20 protein-coding genes are annotated in these 21212 nt (G+C 65.9%); 10 read left to right on the plus strand and 10 right to left on the minus strand.

The window, feature by feature from the left end:
- Window positions 1–98 precede the first annotated feature (98 nt).
- The 8 genes from KHO41_RS02550 to KHO41_RS02585 form a co-directional block, all read right to left on the minus strand.
- Window positions 99–992: a polysaccharide deacetylase family protein gene (locus tag KHO41_RS02550; RefSeq protein WP_211951740.1), complete on the minus strand. Its 894-nt coding sequence runs from the start codon at window positions 990–992 to the stop codon at window positions 99–101.
- Window positions 993–1002: 10 nt separating this feature from the next.
- Entirely contained in the window at window positions 1003–2055 is a 1053-nt protein-coding gene (locus KHO41_RS02555) for a bifunctional UDP-4-keto-pentose/UDP-xylose synthase (RefSeq protein WP_211951741.1), read from the minus strand.
- Window positions 2052–2987: a formyltransferase gene (locus tag KHO41_RS02560; protein WP_211951942.1), complete on the minus strand. Its 936-nt coding sequence runs from the start codon at window positions 2985–2987 to the stop codon at window positions 2052–2054. The genes KHO41_RS02555 and KHO41_RS02560 overlap by 4 nt, the downstream gene beginning before the upstream one ends.
- Window positions 2987–3964: a glycosyltransferase gene (locus KHO41_RS02565; protein WP_211951742.1), complete on the minus strand. Its 978-nt coding sequence runs from the start codon at window positions 3962–3964 to the stop codon at window positions 2987–2989. The genes KHO41_RS02560 and KHO41_RS02565 overlap by 1 nt, the downstream gene beginning before the upstream one ends.
- Window positions 3943–5118 carry a DegT/DnrJ/EryC1/StrS family aminotransferase gene (locus tag KHO41_RS02570; RefSeq protein WP_211951743.1) on the minus strand — a complete coding sequence of 392 codons (1176 nt, stop codon included), beginning with the start codon at window positions 5116–5118 and terminating at the stop codon, window positions 3943–3945. The genes KHO41_RS02565 and KHO41_RS02570 overlap by 22 nt, the downstream gene beginning before the upstream one ends.
- A gap of 52 nt (window positions 5119–5170) precedes the next feature.
- Window positions 5171–5542: a DMT family transporter gene (locus KHO41_RS02575; protein WP_211951744.1), complete on the minus strand. Its 372-nt coding sequence runs from the start codon at window positions 5540–5542 to the stop codon at window positions 5171–5173.
- 10 nt (window positions 5543–5552) lie between these two features.
- Window positions 5553–7274 carry a glycosyltransferase family 39 protein gene (locus KHO41_RS02580; RefSeq protein WP_211951745.1) on the minus strand — a complete coding sequence of 574 codons (1722 nt, stop codon included), beginning with the start codon at window positions 7272–7274 and terminating at the stop codon, window positions 5553–5555.
- A gap of 424 nt (window positions 7275–7698) precedes the next feature.
- Complete coding sequence (locus KHO41_RS02585; protein WP_211951746.1) at window positions 7699–8259, minus strand: HdeD family acid-resistance protein; 561 nt, start codon at window positions 8257–8259, stop codon at window positions 7699–7701.
- A 215-nt stretch (window positions 8260–8474) separates the two neighbouring features.
- Here KHO41_RS02585 and KHO41_RS02590 point away from each other — a divergent pair, with 215 nt between their 5' ends.
- Window positions 8475–9320: a hypothetical protein gene (locus KHO41_RS02590; RefSeq protein WP_211951747.1), complete on the plus strand. Its 846-nt coding sequence runs from the start codon at window positions 8475–8477 to the stop codon at window positions 9318–9320.
- Between the two features lie 82 nt (window positions 9321–9402).
- Here KHO41_RS02590 and KHO41_RS02595 read toward each other — a convergent pair whose 3' ends face one another.
- A complete protein-coding gene (locus tag KHO41_RS02595) occupies window positions 9403–9705 on the minus strand; it encodes an amino acid ABC transporter permease (protein ID WP_211951748.1) in 303 nt (100 codons plus the stop codon).
- A 194-nt stretch (window positions 9706–9899) separates the two neighbouring features.
- On the minus strand, window positions 9900–10814 hold the full coding sequence (locus KHO41_RS02600) for an amino acid ABC transporter substrate-binding protein (RefSeq protein ID WP_211951749.1): 915 nt from the start codon (window positions 10812–10814) through the stop codon (window positions 9900–9902).
- Window positions 10815–11083: 269 nt separating this feature from the next.
- Here KHO41_RS02600 and KHO41_RS02605 point away from each other — a divergent pair, with 269 nt between their 5' ends.
- The 9 genes from KHO41_RS02605 to KHO41_RS02645 all read left to right on the plus strand — a co-directional run bounded on the left by KHO41_RS02605 (window position 11084) and on the right by KHO41_RS02645 (window position 21210).
- Entirely contained in the window at window positions 11084–12178 is a 1095-nt protein-coding gene (locus tag KHO41_RS02605) for an acyltransferase family protein (protein WP_211951750.1), read from the plus strand.
- A gap of 278 nt (window positions 12179–12456) precedes the next feature.
- Window positions 12457–13695: a GTP cyclohydrolase II gene (locus KHO41_RS02610; protein ID WP_211951751.1), complete on the plus strand. Its 1239-nt coding sequence runs from the start codon at window positions 12457–12459 to the stop codon at window positions 13693–13695.
- Complete coding sequence (locus KHO41_RS02615) at window positions 13692–14996, plus strand: URC4/urg3 family protein (protein WP_211951752.1); 1305 nt, start codon at window positions 13692–13694, stop codon at window positions 14994–14996. The genes KHO41_RS02610 and KHO41_RS02615 overlap by 4 nt, the downstream gene beginning before the upstream one ends.
- Before the next feature lie 98 nt (window positions 14997–15094).
- Complete coding sequence (gene upp / locus KHO41_RS02620; RefSeq protein WP_211951753.1) at window positions 15095–15778, plus strand: uracil phosphoribosyltransferase; 684 nt, start codon at window positions 15095–15097, stop codon at window positions 15776–15778.
- A complete protein-coding gene (locus KHO41_RS02625; RefSeq protein WP_211951754.1) occupies window positions 15778–16479 on the plus strand; it encodes a TetR/AcrR family transcriptional regulator in 702 nt (233 codons plus the stop codon). The genes upp and KHO41_RS02625 overlap by 1 nt, the downstream gene beginning before the upstream one ends.
- A 39-nt stretch (window positions 16480–16518) precedes the next feature.
- Window positions 16519–17526, plus strand: a complete 1008-nt coding sequence (locus KHO41_RS02630) for a BMP family protein (RefSeq protein WP_211951755.1) — start codon at window positions 16519–16521, stop codon at window positions 17524–17526.
- Between the two features lie 18 nt (window positions 17527–17544).
- On the plus strand, window positions 17545–19167 hold the full coding sequence (locus KHO41_RS02635; RefSeq protein WP_244873688.1) for an ABC transporter ATP-binding protein: 1623 nt from the start codon (window positions 17545–17547) through the stop codon (window positions 19165–19167).
- Window positions 19157–20248: an ABC transporter permease gene (locus tag KHO41_RS02640; RefSeq protein WP_211951756.1), complete on the plus strand. Its 1092-nt coding sequence runs from the start codon at window positions 19157–19159 to the stop codon at window positions 20246–20248. Before KHO41_RS02635 ends, KHO41_RS02640 begins: the two co-directional genes overlap by 11 nt.
- Window positions 20245–21210 carry an ABC transporter permease gene (locus KHO41_RS02645; RefSeq protein WP_376989613.1) on the plus strand — a complete coding sequence of 322 codons (966 nt, stop codon included), beginning with the start codon at window positions 20245–20247 and terminating at the stop codon, window positions 21208–21210. The genes KHO41_RS02640 and KHO41_RS02645 overlap by 4 nt, the downstream gene beginning before the upstream one ends.
- Window positions 21211–21212 lie beyond the last annotated feature (2 nt).

Raw genomic sequence — 21212 nt, forward strand, 5'->3', positions numbered from 1 at the left:
GGCATAGCACGGGCCTGAAGGTTTGCTCCCCTCTCCCATGCAATGGGAGAGGGGCCGGGGGAGAGGGCGGGAGACTCTACGAAGTGCCAGCCTGAACTTCAAGGCTGGATGATCAGCTCGCCGCTGCGCCCTTCGATCGACCCCCACGTCACTGGCAACGTCGGCAAGGTGTCACGGTCGATATGCCGGTAGTACGTGGCCATCGACACCAGTTCGTGCCCCTGCGCGCGCCAGCCCTGCAGCAGGCGGCGGAACACGGGTGCGAGCTTGCCGCCTTCCAGTTCGGTGTGCAGCGTGAAGACATGGTCGCCGACGGTGGCTTCCGTGAGCCGCAGCACGGCTTCGTGGACGTTGTCTTCCGTCAGGCCATCCACGCCGATCATTTCATCGAGCGTGGGCAGCGTGGTAGGCATCTGCACGTGGCGGCAGGCCACACCGCCAACCGTCGGGATATACGGCGCCGTGCCGCGCCCGTCCGACGCATAGGCCATGCCCCAGTCGTCGATCTGCAGGAAGGCCTCGTCGTTCATCTGCCAGCCCGCCGCGCCGTGCGTGGGCGGGGCTTCGCCGAAGATGTCGACGTAGCGGTCGAACGCGCTCTGCATCTGGCGACGCGTCCAGGCGCGGTCGCGCTGGCGCACGTTGTCCTGCCAGTAGACGTGGTCCCACGTGTGGATGCCACATTCGTGGCCGGCCGTACGCGCCGCGCGCATCTCGGCTGCGGCCTTGCGGCCGATGTCCGGCCCCGGCAGCAGCACGCCGTACATCAGCGTGCGCAGGCCGTAGTTGGACACTACCGAGGTGCGCGACACCTTCTTGAGGAAACCCGGCCGGAACACCCGGCGCAGCGCCCAGCCGGTGTGGTCCGGGCCCAGGCTGTACAGGAAGGTCGCCTGCGCCTGCACCGCGTCCAGCATGGACAACAGCGTCGGCACGCCTTCGCGCGTACCGCGCAGCGTATCGACATCGACCTTGAGGGCGATTCTGGCCATGGGTCCGTACTCAGTTGGCGCCGTCGACGAGGGTACGTGCTTCCACCACCTTGTCGCGATAGGCCTCGAAGATCCGGCGCAGCGCCTGCTCCATCGTCACCTCGGGCTTCCAGCCGAGTTCCTGCATGGTGTTGTCGATCTTCGGCACGCGATGCTGCACGTCCTGGTAGCCCTTGCCGTAGAAGTCGCCCGACGAGGTTTCGATGATCTGCGTCTTGCGCGCTTCTTCGGCGTACTCGGGGTAGTCGGCGGCCATCTTGAGCATCATCTCGGCGAGTTCGCGCACCGAGTGGATGTTGGACGGGTTGCCGATGTTGAAGATCTTGCCCGTGGCAACCCCGTTGGGGTTCTCGATGATGCGCATCAGCGCCGAGATACCGTCCGAGATATCGGCAAACGCGCGCTTCTGCTCGCCGCCGTCGACGAGCTTGATCGGCTCGCCGCGCACGATATGGCCGAGGAACTGCGTGACCACGCGCGACGAACCTTCCTTCGATTCGAAGATCGAGTCCAGCCCCGCACCGATCCAGTTGAACGGACGGAACAGCGTGTAGTTCAGGCCTTGCTCCATGCCGTAGGCGTGGATCACACGGTCCATGAGCTGCTTGGAGCAGGCGTAGATCCAGCGCGGCTTGTTGATCGGGCCGTAGATCAGCGGCGACGACTCGGGGTCGAATTCCTCGTCGGCGCACATGCCGTAGACCTCGGAGGTCGACGGGAACACCAGGTGCTTGCCGTACTTCACGGCGCTGCGCACGATCGGCAGGTTGGCCTCGAAGTCGAGCTCGAACACGCGCAGCGGCTGGCGCACGTAGGTCGCCGGCGTGGCGATGGCCACCAGCGGCAGCACCACGTCGCACTTGCGGATGTTGTACTCGATCCACTCCTTGTTGATGGTGATGTCACCTTCAAAGAAGTGCATGCGCGGATGGTCGACGAGGTCACCGAGGCGGTCGGACGACATGTCCATGCCGTAGACCTCCCACGGCGTGGTTTCCAGGATGCGGCGCGTCAGGTGGTGGCCGATGAAGCCGTTGACGCCAAGAATCAGGACCTTTTTCATCGGTTTTCCTCGTTGGACTGTTCGGTAAGAATGGGGGCCAGCGCTTGCGCGGTGACCGGCGCGGATGTCGCGGCAGCAAGCAGACTGTCGATGCGGACCTGGCCGCCGTCGCCGCACAGGCCGATGATCTGGCCCTGGCTCACGTGCAGGCCGGGGCGCCAGCCGGTCGGCAGCGCCGGGGCGGACAGCGGGCGGCGCGCCTGCGCCACGACGAAGCGCTGGCCGGCGATGTCGGTGAACGCGCCGGGGTAGGGCGGCGCCACCGCGCGGATCAGGTTGTAGACCTCGGCCGCGGGGCGGCTCCAGTCGATGCGGCCATCCTCGGGGCGGCGGCCCGAGAAGTAGCTGCCTTGGGCCAGCACGTTCGGATGTTGCGGCGTGTTGCCCGCCATCATGGCCGGCAGCGCGCGCCACAGCGTCTGCTCGGCGGCCACGGTGACTTTCTCGAAGACTTCGCCAGCGGTGTCGTCCGGCAGGATCGGCACGGCAGTCTGGTCCACGATATAGCCGGCATCGGGCTTGGCTTCCATCGCATGCAGCGTGGCGCCGGTTTCGGTCTCGCCATGCAGCACGGCCCAGTTGACCGGCACGCGGCCGCGGTACTTCGGCAGCAGCGAACCGTGCATGTTGAACGCGCCCTGCGGCGCCAGCGCCAGTACGCTGGCCGGGATCATCGAGCGGTAATAGAACGAGAAGATCACGTCGGGGCTGGCATCGCGCACGGCCTGGGCAATCGCCGGATCGGCCGGGTCTTCGCCATAGACGAACGGAATGCCGAGTTCCGTTGCCGTATCCGCCACGCGGCGGAACCAGATGTTCTCGTCAGCGCGGTCACGGTGCGTGACGACCAGCGCCACCTCGACGCCGCGCGCGTGCAGCACGCGCAGGCAGCGGTCGCCGACGTTGTGGTAGCCAAAGACGACTGCGCGCATCATGCCTCCGTCCGGTGGCGGGAAGGTTCCGCCTCAAGGACGGCCTTGATCCGGTAGCGCGGCCGGTCGCGCACTTCCTGGTAGATGCGGCCCACGTATTCGCCGAGCAGGCCGACGCCGAACAGCAGGATGCCGATCAGGAAGAAGTTCATGGCGAACAGGGTGAACACACCCTGCACTTCCGAGCCGAACAGGAACCGGCGCATCAGCAGCACCACGAACAGCACGCCGGACAACAGCGACAGTACCGTCCCGATGGCCGAGAACCATTGCAGCGGAACGATCGAGAAACCGGTCACCAGGTCGAAGTTCAGGCGGATGAGTTGGTACAGCGAGTACTTCGACTCGCCCGCATGACGCTGCTCGTGGCCGACTTCGATTTCCACCGGGCTCGACGCGAACGTGTAGGCCAGTGCGGGAATGAACGTGTTGACCTCGCGGCACGCATTGATCGTGTCGATCACATTGCGGTCATACGCGCGCAGCATGCAGCCCTGGTCCGTCATGCGGATCTTGGTGATCCGCTCGCGCAGGCGGTTCATGGCGCGCGACGCATAGCGGCGGAACGCCGTGTCGTTGCGCTGGCGGCGGATCGTGCCAACGTAGTCATGGCCTTCGCGCATGGTCTGCACCAGGCGCGGGATTTCCTCGGGCGGGTTCTGCAGGTCCGCGTCCAGCGTGATCACGATCTTGCCGCGCGTGTGCTCGAAGCCCGCAAGGATGGCCATGTGCTGGCCAAAATTGCCGTTGAACAGCACCACCCGGGTCACGTCCGGGCGCTTGTGGAACTGCGCGGCGAGCATGGCCGCCGAGCGGTCTACGCTGCCGTCATTGATGAAAATGACCTCGTAAGACTCGCCAAGGCCATCGAGCGCCGGATACAGACGGTCGAACAGGGCTTGCAGCCCGTCTTCTTCGTTGTAGACCGGAATGACGACCGAAACCTCGACCGGGCTCATTTGGAGAGACGTTTGCATGTTTCGCTGAGAGTTGCGCAGACCCGTTCCACATCGGTGGCTTGCATGGCGGGGAACAGCGGCAGCGTGACGATGCCGCGCCCGATGCGTTCGGCGTGCGGCAGCATGCCTTCGCGCCAGCCCAGGGAACGGTAGTAGGTGAAAAGGTGAATCGGAGGATAGTGCACGCCGGTGCCGATGCCGCGCTCGCGCATGGCCTGCATCACGTTCTGGCGGGCCTGCTGCGGGCCGCCTTCGAGGCGATCTGTAGGCAGCACGACCTGGAACATGTGCCAGTTGGTCGTAGCCTGCTGCGGGTCCAGCGGCAGGGGCAGTTCAATGCCAAGATCGGCCAGCCCGGCGTCGGCGGCGCAGCGGAAATAGGTCTCGGCCAGTGCAGCGCGGCGCGCAGTGATGGCGTCGAGCTTTGCGAGTTGCGCGAGGCCAATCGCGGCATTCACGTCGGTCAGGTTGAACTTGCCGCCGGGCTCTTCCACGTCCATACCGTCCATGCCCGAGCGGATCACGCCCTGCAGGCGCAAACGCTCGGCGCGCACGGCTTCTTCCGGCGTGTTCATCACCAGGCAGCCACCCTCGACGCTGGTGATGTTCTTGTTGGCCTGGAAGCTGAAGCTGACCAGGTCGCCAAAGGCGCCGATGCGCTTGCCTTGCCAGCGCGAATCGATGGCCTGTGCGGCATCTTCGATCACGCGCAGCTTATGCTTCGCGGCAATCGCGTAGAGACGGTCCATGTCGACCGGCAGGCCCGACAGGTACACCGGCATGATGGCGCGCGTACGCGGCGTGATGGCCGCTTCCACGGCGTCCAGGTCGATATTGCGCGTGCGCGGGTCGATGTCGACGAACACGGGCTTCGCGCCGACCGCCAGCACCACGTTCGCGGTGGCCACCCATGTGATCGGCGTGGTGATGACTTCATCGCCGGGGCCGATGTCCGCGATGCGCAGCGCGATTTCCATCGTGGCCGAGCCATTGGCGAAGGTACGCACGGGGCGTCCGCCGAAGACCTGGGACAGGGCGTCCTCGAACGCCTGCATCTTCGGGCCGGAGGTGATCCAGCCGGACGCCAGCACCTTGCCGACTTCGGCAATGGTGTCGGCGTCGATCTCGGGCCGGACGAAGGGAAGGAAGTCGGAAGCGGCGGTAGCGGTCATCGGGTAGCTTGCCAATAGGTATGCAGGGTATGCAACATAAAAGGGCGCCGGATCACGAGCGCGCAATCAGGAACACGCCGGCCAGGATCAGCAGGATGCCGAACACGCGCAGCGGCCCGATCATCTCGCCGAACAGCCACCAGGCGGCCAGTGCATTGACGACATAGCCGAGCGACAGCATCGGGTAGGCAATCGATACATCGACGCGCGAGAGGCCGACGATCCACACGCCAACGCTGACCACGTACAAGGTGAGCCCGGCCAGCACGGGCCACTGCGTCAGCACGCGCAGTGCCGTGACCAGTAGTGTGCTCCGATCGATGGTGATGGCACCGACGGCGTTGACGCCGGCCTTGAGCAGCAGTTGCGCGGCGGCATTGAGCAGCACGCCGGTGAAGATGAAAGCGAAAGTCGATAGCGTCATGGCGCCGGGTTCAGTCCTTGGAAGATTGCGGCCGGGCGGCTGCCGGCAGCGGGAAATTTGCCACGACGATGCGGCGCTTGTCCTGGCCGATCGTGACCATCGGGACGCCGCGCGCCGTCAGGTCGCTGAATGTCTCGGCGGACATCATGGCAATGGCGTGCGGGCCTTGCTTCCAGCGTTCGACAAAGGCATCGACGGTGGGAATCCATTTCTGCGGCTCCTGGCCCACGCCGAACTCCAGTTCGTCGGGGTGCTCGACGAGGATGACGGTGCGGCGAAGGTAGAACGGCAGGGTGTGATCGAGCAGCCGCACGCTGTAAATCGGCATATCGGGCGTCAGCACCGCGTTGATTGCAGGGACCAGGTCGGCGCCGGACGCCGGGCGCCCCATGGCCTCGTGCCCGCGGAAGGCCAGTGTCGCGCACAGGAACATGGCGACAGCATAGGCGACGACGCTCGGAAATACCCCACGCGTGCGCAGCAGGTGCCGTGCGAGCAACGCGCCAGTCAGCATGCAGGCGAAGGCCAGGCCCACCCAGACCGCGAATTCGCGGTAGACCGCATTCGGCGTGCTGGGCTTGTCGAGTGTTGCCACATAAGGCATGGCGAGCAGGCCAAGCACGCCGAGCACCAGCATGAAGTTCACCTGGCGGCGCCATGAGCGTTCCGTCGCGGTATCGAGCGCCACGCCGGCCAGGATGCCCAGCGCCGGGAAGATCGGCACGATATAGCCGGGCAGCTTCGAGCCCGACAGGCTGAAGAAGACGAAGATCGCAATGGCCCAGATGGCGGCCAGCAGCGCCGGCTGGAACGGCCGCGATGCACTGCCGCGTTCCACGCCCGCACGTTCGCGTACGGCCTGCCACATGCCGGGGAACGCCCCCAGCCACGGCAGGAAGCCGGCCACCAGCAGCGGCACGAAGTACCACAGCGGCCCTTTGCGCGAATGTACCGTCGAGGTATAGCGCTGCCAGTGTTCGTGGATAAAAAAGAAGTTCAGGAATTCAGGATTGCGCTCCGACACCAGCCAGAACCACGGCACGGTGACCACGAGCATCAGCACGATGCCGGACACCAGATGCAGGCGGAGCCACAGGCCGAAATCACGCGTGACCAGCGTGTAGACCACGAGCACCAGGCCGGGCAGCGCAATACCGACCAGGCCCTTGGTCAGGATGGCGACGCCCATGGCCGCCCAGCAGGCCAGCATCCAGTTGCGGCGCGCCGCCGGCGTGGCGTCGGGGTGCTGCGCGAGCAGCATGAAGGCCAGCACGCAGGCCATGGCGCCGGATAGCGTCATGTCCAGCGAATTGAAATGCGCGGCGACGTTCCACATCGGCGCGGCGACCATCACGAGGCCGGTGAGCACGGCAACGCGTGCGCCGAACCAGCGGTGCGCGGCGAGCACGGAAACCAGCAGGCCGATCGCGCCGGACAGCGCCACGCATAGCCGCGCCTGCCAGTCGCCGACGCCGAACAGCGTGTAGGACAGCGCGGTTGCCCACAGGTGGAAAGGCGGCTTCTCGAAGTACTTGAGCGCCTGATAGCGGATCGTGACCCAGTCGCCGGTGGCGAACATCTCGCGGGCAATTTCGGCGTAGCGGCCTTCGTCCGAACGCAGCAGGTGCCGCATGTCGAGCGTGCCGAACCAGACCAGCAGGATGCCGAGACTGATCATGGCGATCACGCCAACTGACAGCCCGGCATAGCGCGAGGTCGATGAACTACGCATAGAACTCCCTGGAAATGTCGACGGATGAATAGCTTGCGCCGCTTGGCGCGACAGGCGGAGCCGCCATCGCCCGCGCCGGCGCATCACGGGCTTGTGCCGGTCATGCGCGGGGCTGGCCTGGAATCGGCTCCTTCCAACATGTCCCCGGGCGAGGGCCGTTCCGGCATTCCGGCCTGACGGCAGCTGGCCGGACATGGCGGGAAGTCGTCACAACGTTTGCGGACGTTTCCCGGTGGACAAGCCACGGCTGAAGGCCTCATGTCAGGAAAAATTGTGATTTAAACGTATCTTTTCCTGTTGCGCAGACCCGTCCCTCTCACGGGCGGGCAATGGTAGCACGGGCAGGGGCTCATCCTGCCTTTCCGAGGTAGCGGGAACCACGGAAGGCCCAGCGCGTAGCCGGTGAGGCCGCGGAGTCGCTGCGTCAGGCGGGTTGGGTGACTGCCACCGGTTTGGCGCTGCGCAGGCGAAGTGCGACACCGAGGAGCAGGATGCCGCACACAATCGCCCAGGAGCCGATCATCCACAGCACAGCCAGCGCGCCGGCCAGCGGCTTCCACAAAACCAGGAACGCGAAGGCGATGCTTACTAGTCCGGCAAGGATCAGCCACCATTCATTAGGGATTTCCTTGCGCAGCCTTACCGCCGCGACGATCTGCAGCACACCGGTGGCCAGGGACCAGGCGGCAATATAGATCAGCAGCGACAGCGCCGTGATCGTCGGGCTCAGCAGGGTGAGTGCGCCCACGCCGAGGCCGAGCAGGCCTTGCAATGCCAGGACCCAGCGGTCGCTGGTTTCGCGTTCCTTGCCGGAGATCGCCATCAGCAGCGCCATCAACCCGTCGGCGGCGGCGAACGCGCCGAAGATAAGGATCAGCGCCGCCAGCGTGGCGATCGGCGCGAAGAACGCGCAGATGCCGAAAATCAGCGCGAGCATGCCGCGCAGTGCGATCACCCACCATAATTTCGCGTAGTACTGAAGCATGGGATCTCCTGCAAGGTACCGGGATGCCAACCGCGGCGGCATCCAAAAACCCGGCGAGACAGCACGCGGGAAACACGCTAATTTAAAGAGCAGCGGTTGCGGACCGGCCCGGGCGGGTGCCAGTCGGGGACGCAAGACCATTCTAGACAGGGATTCATGTGAAGACAAAGGCGCAGTACTACCTGCGGAACGCCCTGCGACATCAACCCGCGGGCATGGTTGCTGCCCTGGCATTGCTTGCGGGTGGAGTCGCCTGGGGTGAGGAGCCGGCCGAGTCTCGCCAGGGTATCGCAGCGCCGGCCGCGTCCCGCTCCATGCCGGCTGGCGCCGTCATCTGCGACGCGCCATGGTTCCGCTCGGGCTCGCAAGTGCAGATGGAGGGGGATGGCGCGTTGCCGATGTCGATCACCATGACGCTGCGTAACGTGGGTCGCAGCCCTTCGGGCTGTCGCGCGCAACTCGAGGTCATGTCGAAGTCCGCCATGTCGGCACTGATGGGGCCGCCGGTGGTCATGGATCAGGTGCACATGGTCAACATTGACCGGCGCACACCCGCCGAAGAAACCAGCATCGAAAGCCAGCACGCCATCATCAATGCCCGCGCGCGCTATGCCCGCATGTACGGTGAGGCGGCATTCAAGGGCAAGGGGGTATTCAACTATGCCGGCCTGAACCTGCGCGAAGGCAGCACGCTGGAAGGTGAGACGTTCGAATCCAGCCTGTCGCTGAAGATCTACCCGTTGGGCTCGGATGAGGTGGTGGGCACCATGCGCGCGTTGCATGCGTCGATCAACATCAGTTCACGCCAGGTGGGCCGTCGCCAGATGATCGATACGGTGCTGGGCCGCAGGGAATGCATGCCAATCACCTATGAGAAGCGCACGTCGCTGGGACCGCTGCTGGTCGGCGAAGAGGTCGTGCAGGTGGAACCTTCGGTGATGCAGATCACCGACTGGTACTGTCCCTCGGAGGCTTTCGTGCTTCGCACGGAAGTCAAACAGGATGGGAAGGTACAGCGCATCGACGTCACGGCGATGGAACTGGACACGAAGTCGCCATAGGCGTATTCGCTTCACGATGCCACCTCGCCAACAATGAAAAAAGCCCGTGCATGCACGGGCTTTGTCATGGGGCTGGCCAGAATCAGCTGGCTGCCGGCGCCGAAGCTGCCTTTTTCTTGCTCTTCTTGGACTTCGACTTGGTCGACTTCTTGGCTTCCGGGGCGGAGGCGTCGGTCAGGTCGCTGCGGGTGCTCTTGTTGGCGCCCTGGCTGTACGGATCGAACTTGTCGCCGCTCTTGGCACCTTCGGAGTACGGGTCGAACTTCTGACCCGACTTGGCACCTTGGGTGTACGGGTCGAACTTCTTGCCGCCGGTCTGCGCCTGGGCGGCCACAGCAGCCGTGCCCAGTGCGAGCGCGATCGCGGTCGCAACGAACTTGTTCATGATTTCTCCTGAGTCCTGCCTGGTTATACCGCCCCATCGGGCGGTTGATTGTTCGCGGCTGCCCCGTTAGCGGAGCAACCGGTTTCAGTGTCGCCAAGCAATCGCCAGGCTGTCAACTTGGGACCTACCCGGCGGTAGGCCTCATGGAAATCATGGATTGCCGCATCAATCTGATTGGGGTTGTTACGTTCGAATCACTCCGTGGCGACGTCCGATGGATGCTTCCAGGCGTCCCGGACCTGGTTCGACGGCAGCAGCGCGAGATTGATCTTGCGGCTGCCAATCGGCTGCTGGAACCAGTGCTTTTGCAGGGTCGTGATGCCCGTGCCCGCAAATGTGCTGGCCAGTGTCTGGTCGACGAACTGTTTCCACTCCGGGTCCGCTTTCGACATCATCAGCGCGTTCTGTTCCGTCGAAAGCGCGGGGCCGACGATGACGAATTGCGACGGATCCTTGGCGCGGGCGCGCAGGCCGGCGAGCAGCACGTCGTCCATGACGAAGGCCTGTGCGCGGCCCGATTCGAGCAGCAGGAACGATTCGCCGTGGTCCTTGGCGTAGACGTCACGATAGCCGTATTGCTGCTTCAGGCGGCGCACATGGCGGTCGCCTGTGGAGCCGGCGCTGGTGACGACGGTCTTGCCACGCAGGTCTTCGAATGACTGGATGCCGGAATCGGCGCGTACCAACATGCGTACGGTGGAAACGTAGTGCGACACGCTGAACGCCACCTGCTTCTGCCGTTCCAGTGAATTGGTGTTTGGCGCGCAGTCGAGGTCGACCAGGCCGTTGACCACGGCCGGGAAACGATTCTGCGGCGTGAGCGGCAGCCAGCGTACCTTGATGTCCTTCAGGCCCAGTTTCTGGCGGGCGGCCTCGGCCACGCGCAGGCACAGGTCGACGGCATAGCCGGCCGGCTGGCCCTTGTCATCGGCGAACGAGAACGGCAGCGCGGATTCGCGATAGCCGAGCACGATGGTGCCGCTGTCGCGGATCTTGTCCAGCACCGGGCTCTGCGCGCGGGCGCCGAGCGGAGACAGCGTGGCCACAGCCAGCAGCAGCGCGGTCAACGGGCGGAACAGGTTGGAGGCGGTAAGGCGGAAGGACGGCATAGGAAACGGGCAGGGCGTCATGACGCCGGTTGCAGCAAAGTCGCAAGGGTATACCCGCACGCCTGAATGCGGAACGATAACTTTTTTATAAGCAAATGCCTCGCGGAGAAGACATGAGCAGCAGATGCGCGCCAGGCGTCCCCACGCGAGCCGCACATATTGACGAATTGTGTAACGATTACTCAATTTGTGACAAATAAGCCGCATATTGTTTCGGCGAAGGCGGTAAAATCCGGCCCATTCCGCTTATTTGCAACGTTCTTATAACAATGAGCCCCCGTCCTTCGCGCCTGGCGTGCATTGACGCCCTGAAGGCGGTCAGTTCACAGCTGATCGTGCTTCATCACCTGGCGTTCTACGGCCCCATGTCCGACGCTGCCTACTCGCTGGCGCCCGACATGCTGGACTGGCTGTCACAGTACGCCCGTATCGCGGTGCAGGTCTTCCTGGTCGTCAGCGGCTTTCTGGCAGCGCGCAGCCTCGCGCCGCAAGGGCGCCTGACGATTCGCCAGCATCCGTTGGTCGCTGTCTGGCGCCGCTACCAGAAACTGGTCACGCCCTATGCCGCGGCGATCCTTATCAGCATCGCGGGGGCAGCCATCGCGCGTACGTGGATGGTCCACGAGTCGATTCCGGCGCCACCGCACCTGATGCAGTTCCTTGCCCATGTGCTGCTGCTGCATAACGTGCTCGACGTCGATGCCTTGTCGGCGGGCGTCTGGTATGTCGCGATCGACCTCCAGTTGTTCGCGCTGCTGGTGACCGCGCTGTGGCTGGCCCGTGGCGTGTCGGGCCAGGGCGCGCGGGCCGGCGTCGTGCTGGTGTCGGCGCTGGCGGTGGCCTCGCTGTTCTGGTTCAACCGCGATGCGTCGTGGGACATCTGGGCGGTGTACTTCTTCGGCGCCTATGGCATGGGCACGCTTGCGTACTGGGCATCCAATCCGGAGCGCTCGGCGATTCCGCTGCTGCTGCTGCTGGGGGCGATGGGGCTGGCTGCGCTGATCATCGATTTCCGCCTGCGCATCGCCGTGGCGCTGGCGACTGCCGTGCTGCTCGCGGTGGCGAGGCGCGAAGGCTGGCTCGAGCGCTGGCCGCGCGCGGCGGTCGTGGGCTTCTTTGGCCGCATCTCGTATTCGGTGTTTCTGGTGCATTTCCCGATCTGCCTTGTCGTGAACGCAGTGGTTTCGCACCTCGCCCCCGGCCAACCGGTGATCAACGCACTGGGTATGTTGCTGGCCTGGGTAGCGAGCAATGTGGCCGGATCCTTGTTCCACCGTTATGTAGAAAGCACCAGTCCGTTCGCGGCCCTGCGCGGGATGCTGGCGGGCGGCCGTCGCGGGACGGCCGGAGAATCGACGACGTAGCAGCCTGTCGTCTTGTCGGCGTCGCATGGCGCGGACAGGCAGTGCAGTCAAAGCGGCACGCGGCCACTACGGCGCGTGCCGCTTTTTCGTGGTGCGCATGCACCACGAGTGTCGGCGATGGCCGCACGCCGCCTGTGCACGTGAGGTGGCGTTGCCAGCGTGCGACGACCCACGCACGGGGTTGAAACGGGCTTTGGGTGATGGCACGGAGATTGCCTAGTATGGAATCGTAAACCTGACCATTTGGTCAGGATTCCATCAAGGAATCGAGAGGTGTCATGTCCGATCATATCGTCCTGACCTCGCACGCACGCCGCGACAAGCCGGCCGAGCCTATCAATTGGGGGGCGCCGACTGCGGCGGAGCGCGGGCCGGTGATCGCGAGCCTGACCGACCCGGCGCGACGCAATGTGATCGGCACGCATTCCGGTGCGTACGCCATCTACCGGGCACTGGCGGTGGCGTCGGGCCGCCTCCAGCGCGACCATCGCCCCGACCTGACCGATACCGCGCCTGCCGAAGCGATTGGCCCGCACGAGCAATGGGGCGATCCGGACAAGATCGTTTCGCTCGATCCATGGGGCCATCTGGTGTCGAGCGCGTTTGCCGACCGCATCGCGGCAGGCGTGGACATCCGTCCGACCATCGCGGTGACGCGCGCGCACATCAATATGCCGGAACTGGCGTCGGCGATTGCGGCGGGACGGCTCAAGCCCGACGGCGATATCCTCCATGCCAACGGCGATGTGCGGGTGACCAAGGCTGCCGTCGACCCGGTCTGGTACCTGCCAGGGCTGGCACGCCGTTTCGAGATCAAGGAAACCGTGCTGCGCCGCAGCCTGTTCGAGCAGACCAGCGGCATGTTCCCGGAATTGGTGACCCGCCCGGACCTCAAGGTTTTCCTGCCGCCGATCGGGGGCATGACGCTGTATTTCTTTGGCGATATCGCCAAGCTCGGCAAGCCCGAGACGCATGTGGCATGTCGCGTGCACGACGAGTGCAACGGTTCGGACGTGTTCGGCTCCGACATCTGCACGTGCCGGCCTTATCTGGCGCATGGCATCGAGGTGTGCATCGAGATGGCGCAGCAAGGCGGCGTAGGTCTGGTGGTCTATAACCGGAAGGAAGGGCGCGCGCTCGGTGAAGTGACCAAGTTTCTGGTCTATAACGCACGCAAGCGCCAGGTCGGCGGGGACCGCGCCGAAACCTACTTCGCTCGTACCGAATGCGTCGCCGGCGTGCAGGACATGCGCTTCCAGGAGTTGATGCCGGATGTCTTCCACTGGCTGGGCATCCGCCGCATCGACCGCTGGGCGTCGATGAGCAATATGAAACACGGTGCGCTGGTGGCACAGGGCATCGAAGTCGTCGAGCAGGTTGCCATACCGGAAGAATTGATCCCGGCGGATGCACGCGTGGAAATCGACGCCAAGGTGGCGGCCGGCTATTTCACGCACTACACGCCGCCTGACGCCAACGAACTCGCCCTGGCAAAGGGCAGGGGGTTGAACGAATGAGCACGTATCCCGAAGCGGACCGGCCCGAAGGGCCGGCCGACGGTCTCGGCAGTGGCTGGTACAGTCCGGTACCGGCGGGGCATCCGGCCGCGGCGCTGCTGTGCGCCGAAGCGGTACGCACGCATTGTGCGGCAATTACGGAGCACGTGGCAGCCGGCCAGTCCGAACTGTTCACCTGGCATCCCGATCGCGTGCATGCGATTGCCGACTACGTGGCCAGCACCATTCGGCAGCGTTATCCGGACCTGCGGGTGCCGTACCACAGCCGCTGGCGCCATTTTGAAAGCGGTGGCTCCGGCGAGCGGCTGGATCGCTGGCACATCCTGTGCGAGCGCGCGGCGCTGAGCGGTCCCGAGCATCGCGAGGACCGCGCACGGATCGGCATCGACCTGGTCATCCCCAGCGTGCTGCTCGACGCCGGGGCTGGTCCTGACTGGCGCTACCGCGATCCGGCCAGCGACCTGATCCTGACGCGTTCGGAAGGGCTGGGCGTGGCGAGCTTCGACCTGTTCGCGCGTGGCGGCTTCTCCGCCGAGCCCGGCGATCCGCTGCGTGCCGATGCCGAACGGCTGATGCGCATCGATGCGTCCAGCATCGCCACCGCGTTCCAGGTCGCGCAGCACAATCCGCTGGTAGGCCTGGAAGGGCGCGCGGGTCTGCTGCGCCGCCTTGGTGAAGTCATGCAGGCCACGCCGGCAGTGTTCGGCACGCCGGCGCGGCTTGGCAACCTGTTCGACTACCTGAAGGCGAATGCGGTCAACGAGCGCATCGAAGCGAGCTTCATCCTGAAGACGCTGCTGGTGGCGCTGGGGCCGGTGTGGCCGGGACGGGTCGTGCTCGACGGCGTGTCGCTCGGCGATACCTGGCGCCACGCTGCCGCGCCGGGCGGTCTGGTGCCGTTCCACAAGCTGACCCAGTGGCTGACCTATTCGCTGCTGGAGCCGCTGGAGGACGCCGGGCTGGTCGTCACCGGCCTGGAGGCGCTGACGGGGCTGCCGGAATATCGCAACGGCGGCCTGCTGTTCGACTTCGAGTTGATGGTGCCGCGCGACCCGGCGTTCGCCGAGGTGGCGCACGAGGTGCAGGAGCCCGTCATCGTCGAATGGCGCGCCTTGACCGTGACCGGCCTGGATCTGGTGGCCGACGGCGTGCGCCAGGCGCTCGGCTTGTCGGAAGCGGACTTCCCGCTGGCGCGCGTGCTGGAAGGCGGCACCTGGGCGGCGGGGCGGCGCATTGCCGCCAAGCGCAGGCCTGGTGGTCCGCCACCGTTCGCGATCAACAGCGACGGCACGGTGTTCTGAGCGCCACGGCCGTGCAGCAACGCTTGCCCGCCGGATGATTCCATCCGGCGGTGCAGTCCCTGATTCCCTCGCCAGTCCCATTGCATAGGAGCGTCACCATGAACGACATGTCTGCCGTCCCCGTGGCTCCGGCCGAAGCCGCCAACGCACCGGCCGCCTCCGTGCTGGTGGTCGACCACCCGCTGGTCCAGCACAAGGTCACGCTGGCGCGCAGCGAGGAGACCACGACCGACAATTTCCGCCGGCTCGTGCGGGAAATCAGCCAGCTCCTGACCTACGAAGCCACGCGCGACCTGCCGATGGAAACCATCGCGATCAAGACGCCGATCGCGCCAACGCAATCGCCGGTACTGGCGGGCAAGAAGCTCTGCCTGGTGTCGATCCTGCGGGCGGGCAATGGCTTCCTCGATGGCATGCTGGAACTGCTGCCCGCCGCGCGCGTCGGGCATATCGGCCTGTACCGGGACCCGGAAACGCTGGAGCCGGTCGAGTACTACTTCAAGATGCCCGAGGATATCCAGGAGCGGATGGTGATCGTCGTGGACCCGATGCTGGCCACGGGCAATTCCGCGATTGCCGCGCTCAACCGCCTCAAGGAGAGCGGTGTGAGCATGCTGAAATACGTCTGCCTGATTGCGTCGCGCCCGGGCCTGAAGGCGCTGCAGGCCGCGCATCCGGACGTTGCCATCGTCACGGCGGCCATCGACGAGGAGCTGAACGAGCATGGCTATATCGTGCCCGGACTCGGCGATGCCGGGGACCGCCTCTACGGCACACGGTGATGGACGGCCCCGCGGTTGCCGCGGCGCGCCGACTGCCGCTGGCGCGCGACGCCAGCGTCGGACGCATCCGGCAGGAGAACGAAGCCATGATCCTGCGCGCGGCCGAGCACGTGTTTGCACGCGCCGGGTTCGCGGGCGCGACCATGGCCGAGATCGCAGTGCGCGCCGGTGTGCCCAAATCGAACCTCCACTACTACTTCAGAACGAAGCAGGCGCTGTACCGCGCGGTGCTCGCGCATACGCTGCAGCTCTGGCTGTCTGAGACCGAGGCGATCCGCGCGGAGTTACCGCCCGAGGTCGCGCTCGAACAGTACATTCGCGCCAAGATGCGCCTGTCGGCGAGCCATCCTGATGCCTCGCGCGTATTCGCCAACGAACTCCTGCACGGCGCGCCGGAGATCGGCGAAGTCCTGCGCCACGCGCTGCGCGAACTGGTCGCGCACAAGTCGGATGTGATCCGCCACTGGATCGCCACGGGCCAGATGGCGAGCGTGGATCCGCAACACCTGTTCTTCACGATCTGGGCGGCGACCCAGACCTACGCCGATTTCGAATCGCAGATCTGCGCCGTGCTTGGTGTGAGCCGACTGGGCCGGCGCGATTTCGAACTGGCCACCGAACACCTGGTGGCGTTGCTGCTGCGAGGCTGCGGACTGCTGCCCGTGAGCGCACAGTTGGCGCAGGACATAACAACACCGTAGTACTCATCACAGTAGTACTCAAACCAGGGAGGGAGAACCATGAATGCTGGACGCAATCGCAGGACCTGGCTGAAGCTGGCCGCCGCAGGCGCCGCCGTGGCCGCCATCGGCGCAATGCCGCTGGCCCACGCGCAAGCGAAGCTGAAGGTGGCTGCGGTCTACACCGTGCCGGTCGAGCAGCAGTGGGTGTCGCGCATCCACAAGGCGCTCAACGAGGCCAAGGGCCGCGGCGAAGTCGACTATGTGTTCTCCGAAAGCGTCTCCAATGCCGACTATGAACGTGTACTGCGCCAGTATGCGGAGCAGGGCGCGGCGCTGATCGTCGGCGAATCGTTCGCGGTGGAAGCGGCTGCGCGCAAGGTGGCCAAGGACTATCCGAAGACGGCGTTCCTGATGGGGTCTTCGGGCAAGCCGCAGGCGCCCAACTTCTCGGTGTTCGACAACTACATCCAGGAACCGTCGTACCTGACTGGAATGATCGCCGGCGGCATGACCAAGACCAACCATATCGGCATGGTGGGCGGCTATGCGATTCCGGAGGTCAACCGCCTGATGCATGCGTTCATGGAGGGCGCCCGCTCGGTCAATCCGAAGGTGAAGTTCACCGTCAGCTTCATCGGCTCCTGGTTCGATCCGCCCAAGGCGAAGGAAGCGGCGTTCGCGATGATCGACAAGGGCGCCGACGTACTGTACGCGGAGCGCTTCGGCGTGTCCGATGCCGCCAAGGAGCGCGGCAAGCTCGCGATCGGCAATGTCATCAACACGCAACCGCAGTATCCGGCCACGGTCGTGGCGTCGGCGCTGTGGAACATGGAGCCGACCATCGGCGCGGCGCTGTCGAAGGTCAAGGCCGGGCAGTTCAAGAGCGAGGACTACGGCCAGTATTCGCTGATGAAGCACAAGGGCGCCGAACTCGCGCCGCTCGGGACGTTCGAGGGCAAGGTGCCGGCCGACCTGATGGTCAAGGTGCGCGCGAAGGAGAAAGCCATCCTCGACGGCAAGGACACCGTGAAGGTGGTCGAGACGGAGCCGAAGTCCACACCGTAAGCGTGCTGCGGCGATTCCATGCGGATCGCCCTTCTTCCTTTCGTTTCCATGTCCCTGCCCACATCGCCGCCGGTGCTCCGCATGGCCGGCATCAGCAAGCGCTTTGGCGCCTTGCTCGCCAACGACGACATCACGCTCGAACTCGCGCGCGGCGAGGTGCTCGCGCTGCTCGGCGAGAACGGCGCCGGCAAGAGCACGCTGGTGAATATCCTGTTCGGCCACTACGTGGCCGATGCCGGCCATGTCGAGATCGACGGCGAGGCCTTGCCCCCGGGCAATCCGCGCGCCGCGCTGGCGGCGGGGATCGGCATGGTGCACCAGCACTTCACGCTCGCCGACAACCTGTCGGTGCTCGACAATATCCTGATCGGCACGGAGCCGCTTTGGCGCTGGCGGCAAGGCCGGCGCGCGGCGCGTGCGCGGGTGGAGGAACTGTCGCGCCGTTTCGGACTGGCCGTGCAGCCGCACGCGCGCGTGGGTGCGCTGTCGGTGGGCGAGCGCCAGCGTGTGGAGATCATCAAGGCGCTCTATCGCGGCGCGCGCGTGCTGATCCTCGATGAGCCGACTGCCGTGCTGACCCCGCAGGAGGCCGACAGTCTGTTTGCCACGCTGGCCCAGCTGATTGCCGACGGCATGTCGGTCATCTTCATCAGCCACAAGCTCGACGAGGTGTTGCGTGTCTCGCACCGCGTGGCCGTGCTGCGCGGGGGCCGGCTCGTGGCAACGCGCGCTGCCGATGCCACGTCGCGCGCGGAGCTGGCCGAGCTGATGGTCGGCCGCGCTGTGCAGATGCCGGCCCGCACACGGTCCGATGCGCGCGATGCGGCGGAGATGCTTGCCGATCTGGCGCAAGTAAGCGTGCCGGCTGCGGTGGGGCACGTCGCGCTGCATGATGTATCGCTGTCGCTGCGCAGCGGGGAAATCGTCGGTATTGCCGGCGTGGCGGGCAACGGGCAGGTCACGCTGGCAGAGGTTATGAGCGGCATGCTCGCACCGGCGTCGGGTACGGTGACAATCGCAGGCCACGCCATGCCGGCCGATCCGCAGCGCTGGATTGCGGCCGGCGTGGCACGCGTACCTGAGGATCGCCACGCACAGGGCGCGGTTGGCGAACTCGCCGTATGGGAGAACGCCATCGCGGAGCAGCTCGGCCAGCCCGGCTTCACACGCGCCGGCGTAATCCGCCGCGGTGCTTCGCGGCGTTTCGCGCGCGAGCTGGTGTCGCGCTTCGACGTGCGTGGCGGCGGCATCGACGCGCCCACGCGCACGCTGTCTGGCGGCAATATGCAGAAGCTGATCCTCGGGCGGGCGCTCTCGGTGGCCGGCGAGGGCCGCGTGCCCCGCGTCGTCGTGGCGAGCCAGCCGACGTGGGGACTCGATATCGGCGCGGTCGCCTATGTCCACCGGCAACTGCTGGACGCAGCCGACGCTGGCGCCGCAGTGCTGCTGATCTCCGAAGACCTGGACGAACTGATGGCACTGGCCGATCGCATCGCGGTGATGCATCGCGGGCGCCTGACCGAAGCGCGCCCCGCGCAGGCGTGGACACTAGCGACACTCGGTCTTGCGATGGCGGGATCGGATGCGGCGCCGGCCGGAGCGGCGGCATCTGGCGGCACGGAGGTATGCGATGCGGCTTGAGGCCCGGCCAACGGTTTCGCGCGTGGCGCTGGTGGCCGCACCGGTAGGCGCCGTGGCAGCCACCTTGCTGATCTGCGCACTGCTGGTCACGTGGGCCGGTGCGCCGGTCGGGCGGGCTTACCTGTCGCTGCTCCAGGGCGGTTTCGGCTCGCGCTTTGCGTGGTCGGAAACGCTGACGCGCGCCACGCCGCTGATGCTGACCGGACTCGCGGTGGCGGTGGCGTTCCGCGCGCGGCTGTTCAATATCGGTGCCGAGGGGCAGCTCTATCTCGGTGCGCTTGCCGCCGTTGCCGTGGGCGGCCAAGTCGACGGCGGCGCCGCGCCATGGGCCGCGCAGTTGCCGGCGGGCTTGCTGTTCGTGCTGATGGTGGCGGCCGGCATGCTCGCGGGGGCGCTGCTGCTGCTCGGCCCCGCGTGGCTCAAGCTGAGGCTCGGTGTCGATGAGGTGGTGACCACGCTCTTGCTGAATTTCATCGTGCTGCTGCTGGTGTCGTGGATGCTCGACGGACCGATGAAGGATCCGCTGGCGATGGGGTGGCCGCAGTCCGTGGCCTTGCTGCCTGACATGGAGCTGTCCCGTCTCATGGAGCGTTCGCGCGTGCACAGCGGCCTGCTGGCAGCCTGTGCGCTGGCAGTGGCCGTGTGGGGGATGAACCGCTACACCGTGTTTGGCTTGCAGATGCGCGCAGTCGGCGCCAATGCGCGCGCAGCCGCATTTGCGGGCATGCCGGTGGGCCGCGTGACCTTGCTGGCCGCGCTGTTGTCTGGCGCGCTGGCGGGCCTTGCCGGCGTGGTGGAAGTGGCGGGACGCACGAGCTACCTCACGCTCGACATGTCGCCGGGCTACGGCTATGCGGGCGTCGTCATCGCCATGCTTGCCGGGCTGAATCCGCTGGGCGTCGTAGCGGCATCGGTCTTCGTAGCTGGCGTGCTGGTCGGGGCCGATGGCATGAGCCGCGCGGTCGGCGTGCCCAACGCCATTGCGGACGTGATCGTCGCAGTGGCGCTGCTGACCATGCTGATCGCGACCATGCTGACGCGCTACCGCATCCGGCTCGACCGGGTGCGCGGGGTGGCCTGATGGAACTGCTCGATATCATCACCGCCGCTCCGTTCTGGGTCGCCGTGCTGCGCGTGGCCACGCCGCTCATCTTTGGCACGCTCGGCGTGCTGCTGTGCGAACGGGCTGGCGTACTCAACCTCGGCATCGAAGGCATCATGGTGGCCGGTGCGTTTTCCGGCTGGCTGGCCGTGTACCACGGCGCGCCGCTGTGGGGAGGGGTTGCCGTGGCCGCAGCCATCGGGCTGGCGTTCGGGCTGCTGCATGGCTGGCTGACCGTGACGCTTGCCTTGTCGCAGCACGTGGCTGGGCTGGGCGTTACGATGCTGGCGACGAGCCTGTCGTACTATGCCTACCGGATCGGCTTTGCCTCCGTGTCGTCGCCGCCCACCATCACGCCGTTCGCGCCGATGCGCTGGCTGGATGGTGTGCCGGTCCTGGGGTCGATACTCGGGCCGGTGCTGGGCGCGCAGACATCGCTGACGCTGCTGGCCTTGCTGCTGGCGCCGGTGATCGCATGGCTGCTGTACCGCACGCCACTCGGGCTCGCGGTGCGCATGGTCGGCGAGAACCCGGCGGCAGCCGAGGGCCAGGGTATTCGCGTCGGCGCCGTGCGCATCGGCGCGGTCATGGCCGGTTCGGCGCTGATGGCGGTGGGCGGCGCGTTCCTGACGCTGTCGGCGTTCAATGCGTTCTTCTTCAACATGATCAACGGGCGTGGCTGGATCTGCGTGGCGCTGGTGGTGTTTGCATCGTGGCGGCCGGGGCGGGCACTGCTTGGCGCGCTGCTGTTTGCGGCATTCGACGCGCTGCAGCTGCGTTTGCAGCAGGGGGGTGCCAGCCTGCCCGGGCTGCCGCCGTTGCCTTACCAGCTTTACCTGATGCTGCCGTATGTGCTGTCGATCGTTGCGCTGATCCTGGTGGCGCGCCGTGCTACGTATCCGCAGGCGCTGATGAAGCCGTACCGCCGGGGCGAGCGCTGACA

The sequence above is a fragment of the Cupriavidus numazuensis genome, from assembly GCF_905397435.1.
Lineage (GTDB): Bacteria > Pseudomonadota > Gammaproteobacteria > Burkholderiales > Burkholderiaceae > Cupriavidus > Cupriavidus numazuensis.

What these genes read in the sequence shown, in the direction of transcription:
- KHO41_RS02600 (WP_211951749.1), bottom strand. Translation starts at nt 10,814, where the DNA reads ATGCCGTCCTTCCGCCTTACCGCCTCCAACCTGTTCCGCCCGTTGACC.
- KHO41_RS02560 (WP_211951942.1), bottom strand. Translation starts at nt 2,987, where the DNA reads ATGCGCGCAGTCGTCTTTGGCTACCACAACGTCGGCGACCGCTGCCTG.
- KHO41_RS02565 (WP_211951742.1), bottom strand. Translation starts at nt 3,964, where the DNA reads ATGCAAACGTCTCTCCAAATGAGCCCGGTCGAGGTTTCGGTCGTCATT.
- KHO41_RS02630 (WP_211951755.1), top strand. Translation starts at nt 16,519, where the DNA reads ATGAATGCTGGACGCAATCGCAGGACCTGGCTGAAGCTGGCCGCCGCA.
- upp (WP_211951753.1), top strand. Translation starts at nt 15,095, where the DNA reads ATGAACGACATGTCTGCCGTCCCCGTGGCTCCGGCCGAAGCCGCCAAC.
- KHO41_RS02610 (WP_211951751.1), top strand. Translation starts at nt 12,457, where the DNA reads ATGTCCGATCATATCGTCCTGACCTCGCACGCACGCCGCGACAAGCCG.
- KHO41_RS02640 (WP_211951756.1), top strand. Translation starts at nt 19,157, where the DNA reads ATGCGGCTTGAGGCCCGGCCAACGGTTTCGCGCGTGGCGCTGGTGGCC.
- KHO41_RS02580 (WP_211951745.1), bottom strand. Translation starts at nt 7,274, where the DNA reads ATGCGTAGTTCATCGACCTCGCGCTATGCCGGGCTGTCAGTTGGCGTG.
- KHO41_RS02635 (WP_244873688.1), top strand. Translation starts at nt 17,545, where the DNA reads ATGCGGATCGCCCTTCTTCCTTTCGTTTCCATGTCCCTGCCCACATCG.
- KHO41_RS02625 (WP_211951754.1), top strand. Translation starts at nt 15,778, where the DNA reads ATGGACGGCCCCGCGGTTGCCGCGGCGCGCCGACTGCCGCTGGCGCGC.
- KHO41_RS02585 (WP_211951746.1), bottom strand. Translation starts at nt 8,259, where the DNA reads ATGCTTCAGTACTACGCGAAATTATGGTGGGTGATCGCACTGCGCGGC.
- KHO41_RS02595 (WP_211951748.1), bottom strand. Translation starts at nt 9,705, where the DNA reads ATGAACAAGTTCGTTGCGACCGCGATCGCGCTCGCACTGGGCACGGCT.
- KHO41_RS02575 (WP_211951744.1), bottom strand. Translation starts at nt 5,542, where the DNA reads ATGACGCTATCGACTTTCGCTTTCATCTTCACCGGCGTGCTGCTCAAT.
- KHO41_RS02555 (WP_211951741.1), bottom strand. Translation starts at nt 2,055, where the DNA reads ATGAAAAAGGTCCTGATTCTTGGCGTCAACGGCTTCATCGGCCACCAC.
- KHO41_RS02570 (WP_211951743.1), bottom strand. Translation starts at nt 5,118, where the DNA reads ATGACCGCTACCGCCGCTTCCGACTTCCTTCCCTTCGTCCGGCCCGAG.
- KHO41_RS02605 (WP_211951750.1), top strand. Translation starts at nt 11,084, where the DNA reads ATGAGCCCCCGTCCTTCGCGCCTGGCGTGCATTGACGCCCTGAAGGCG.
- KHO41_RS02590 (WP_211951747.1), top strand. Translation starts at nt 8,475, where the DNA reads ATGGTTGCTGCCCTGGCATTGCTTGCGGGTGGAGTCGCCTGGGGTGAG.
- KHO41_RS02550 (WP_211951740.1), bottom strand. Translation starts at nt 992, where the DNA reads ATGGCCAGAATCGCCCTCAAGGTCGATGTCGATACGCTGCGCGGTACG.
- KHO41_RS02615 (WP_211951752.1), top strand. Translation starts at nt 13,692, where the DNA reads ATGAGCACGTATCCCGAAGCGGACCGGCCCGAAGGGCCGGCCGACGGT.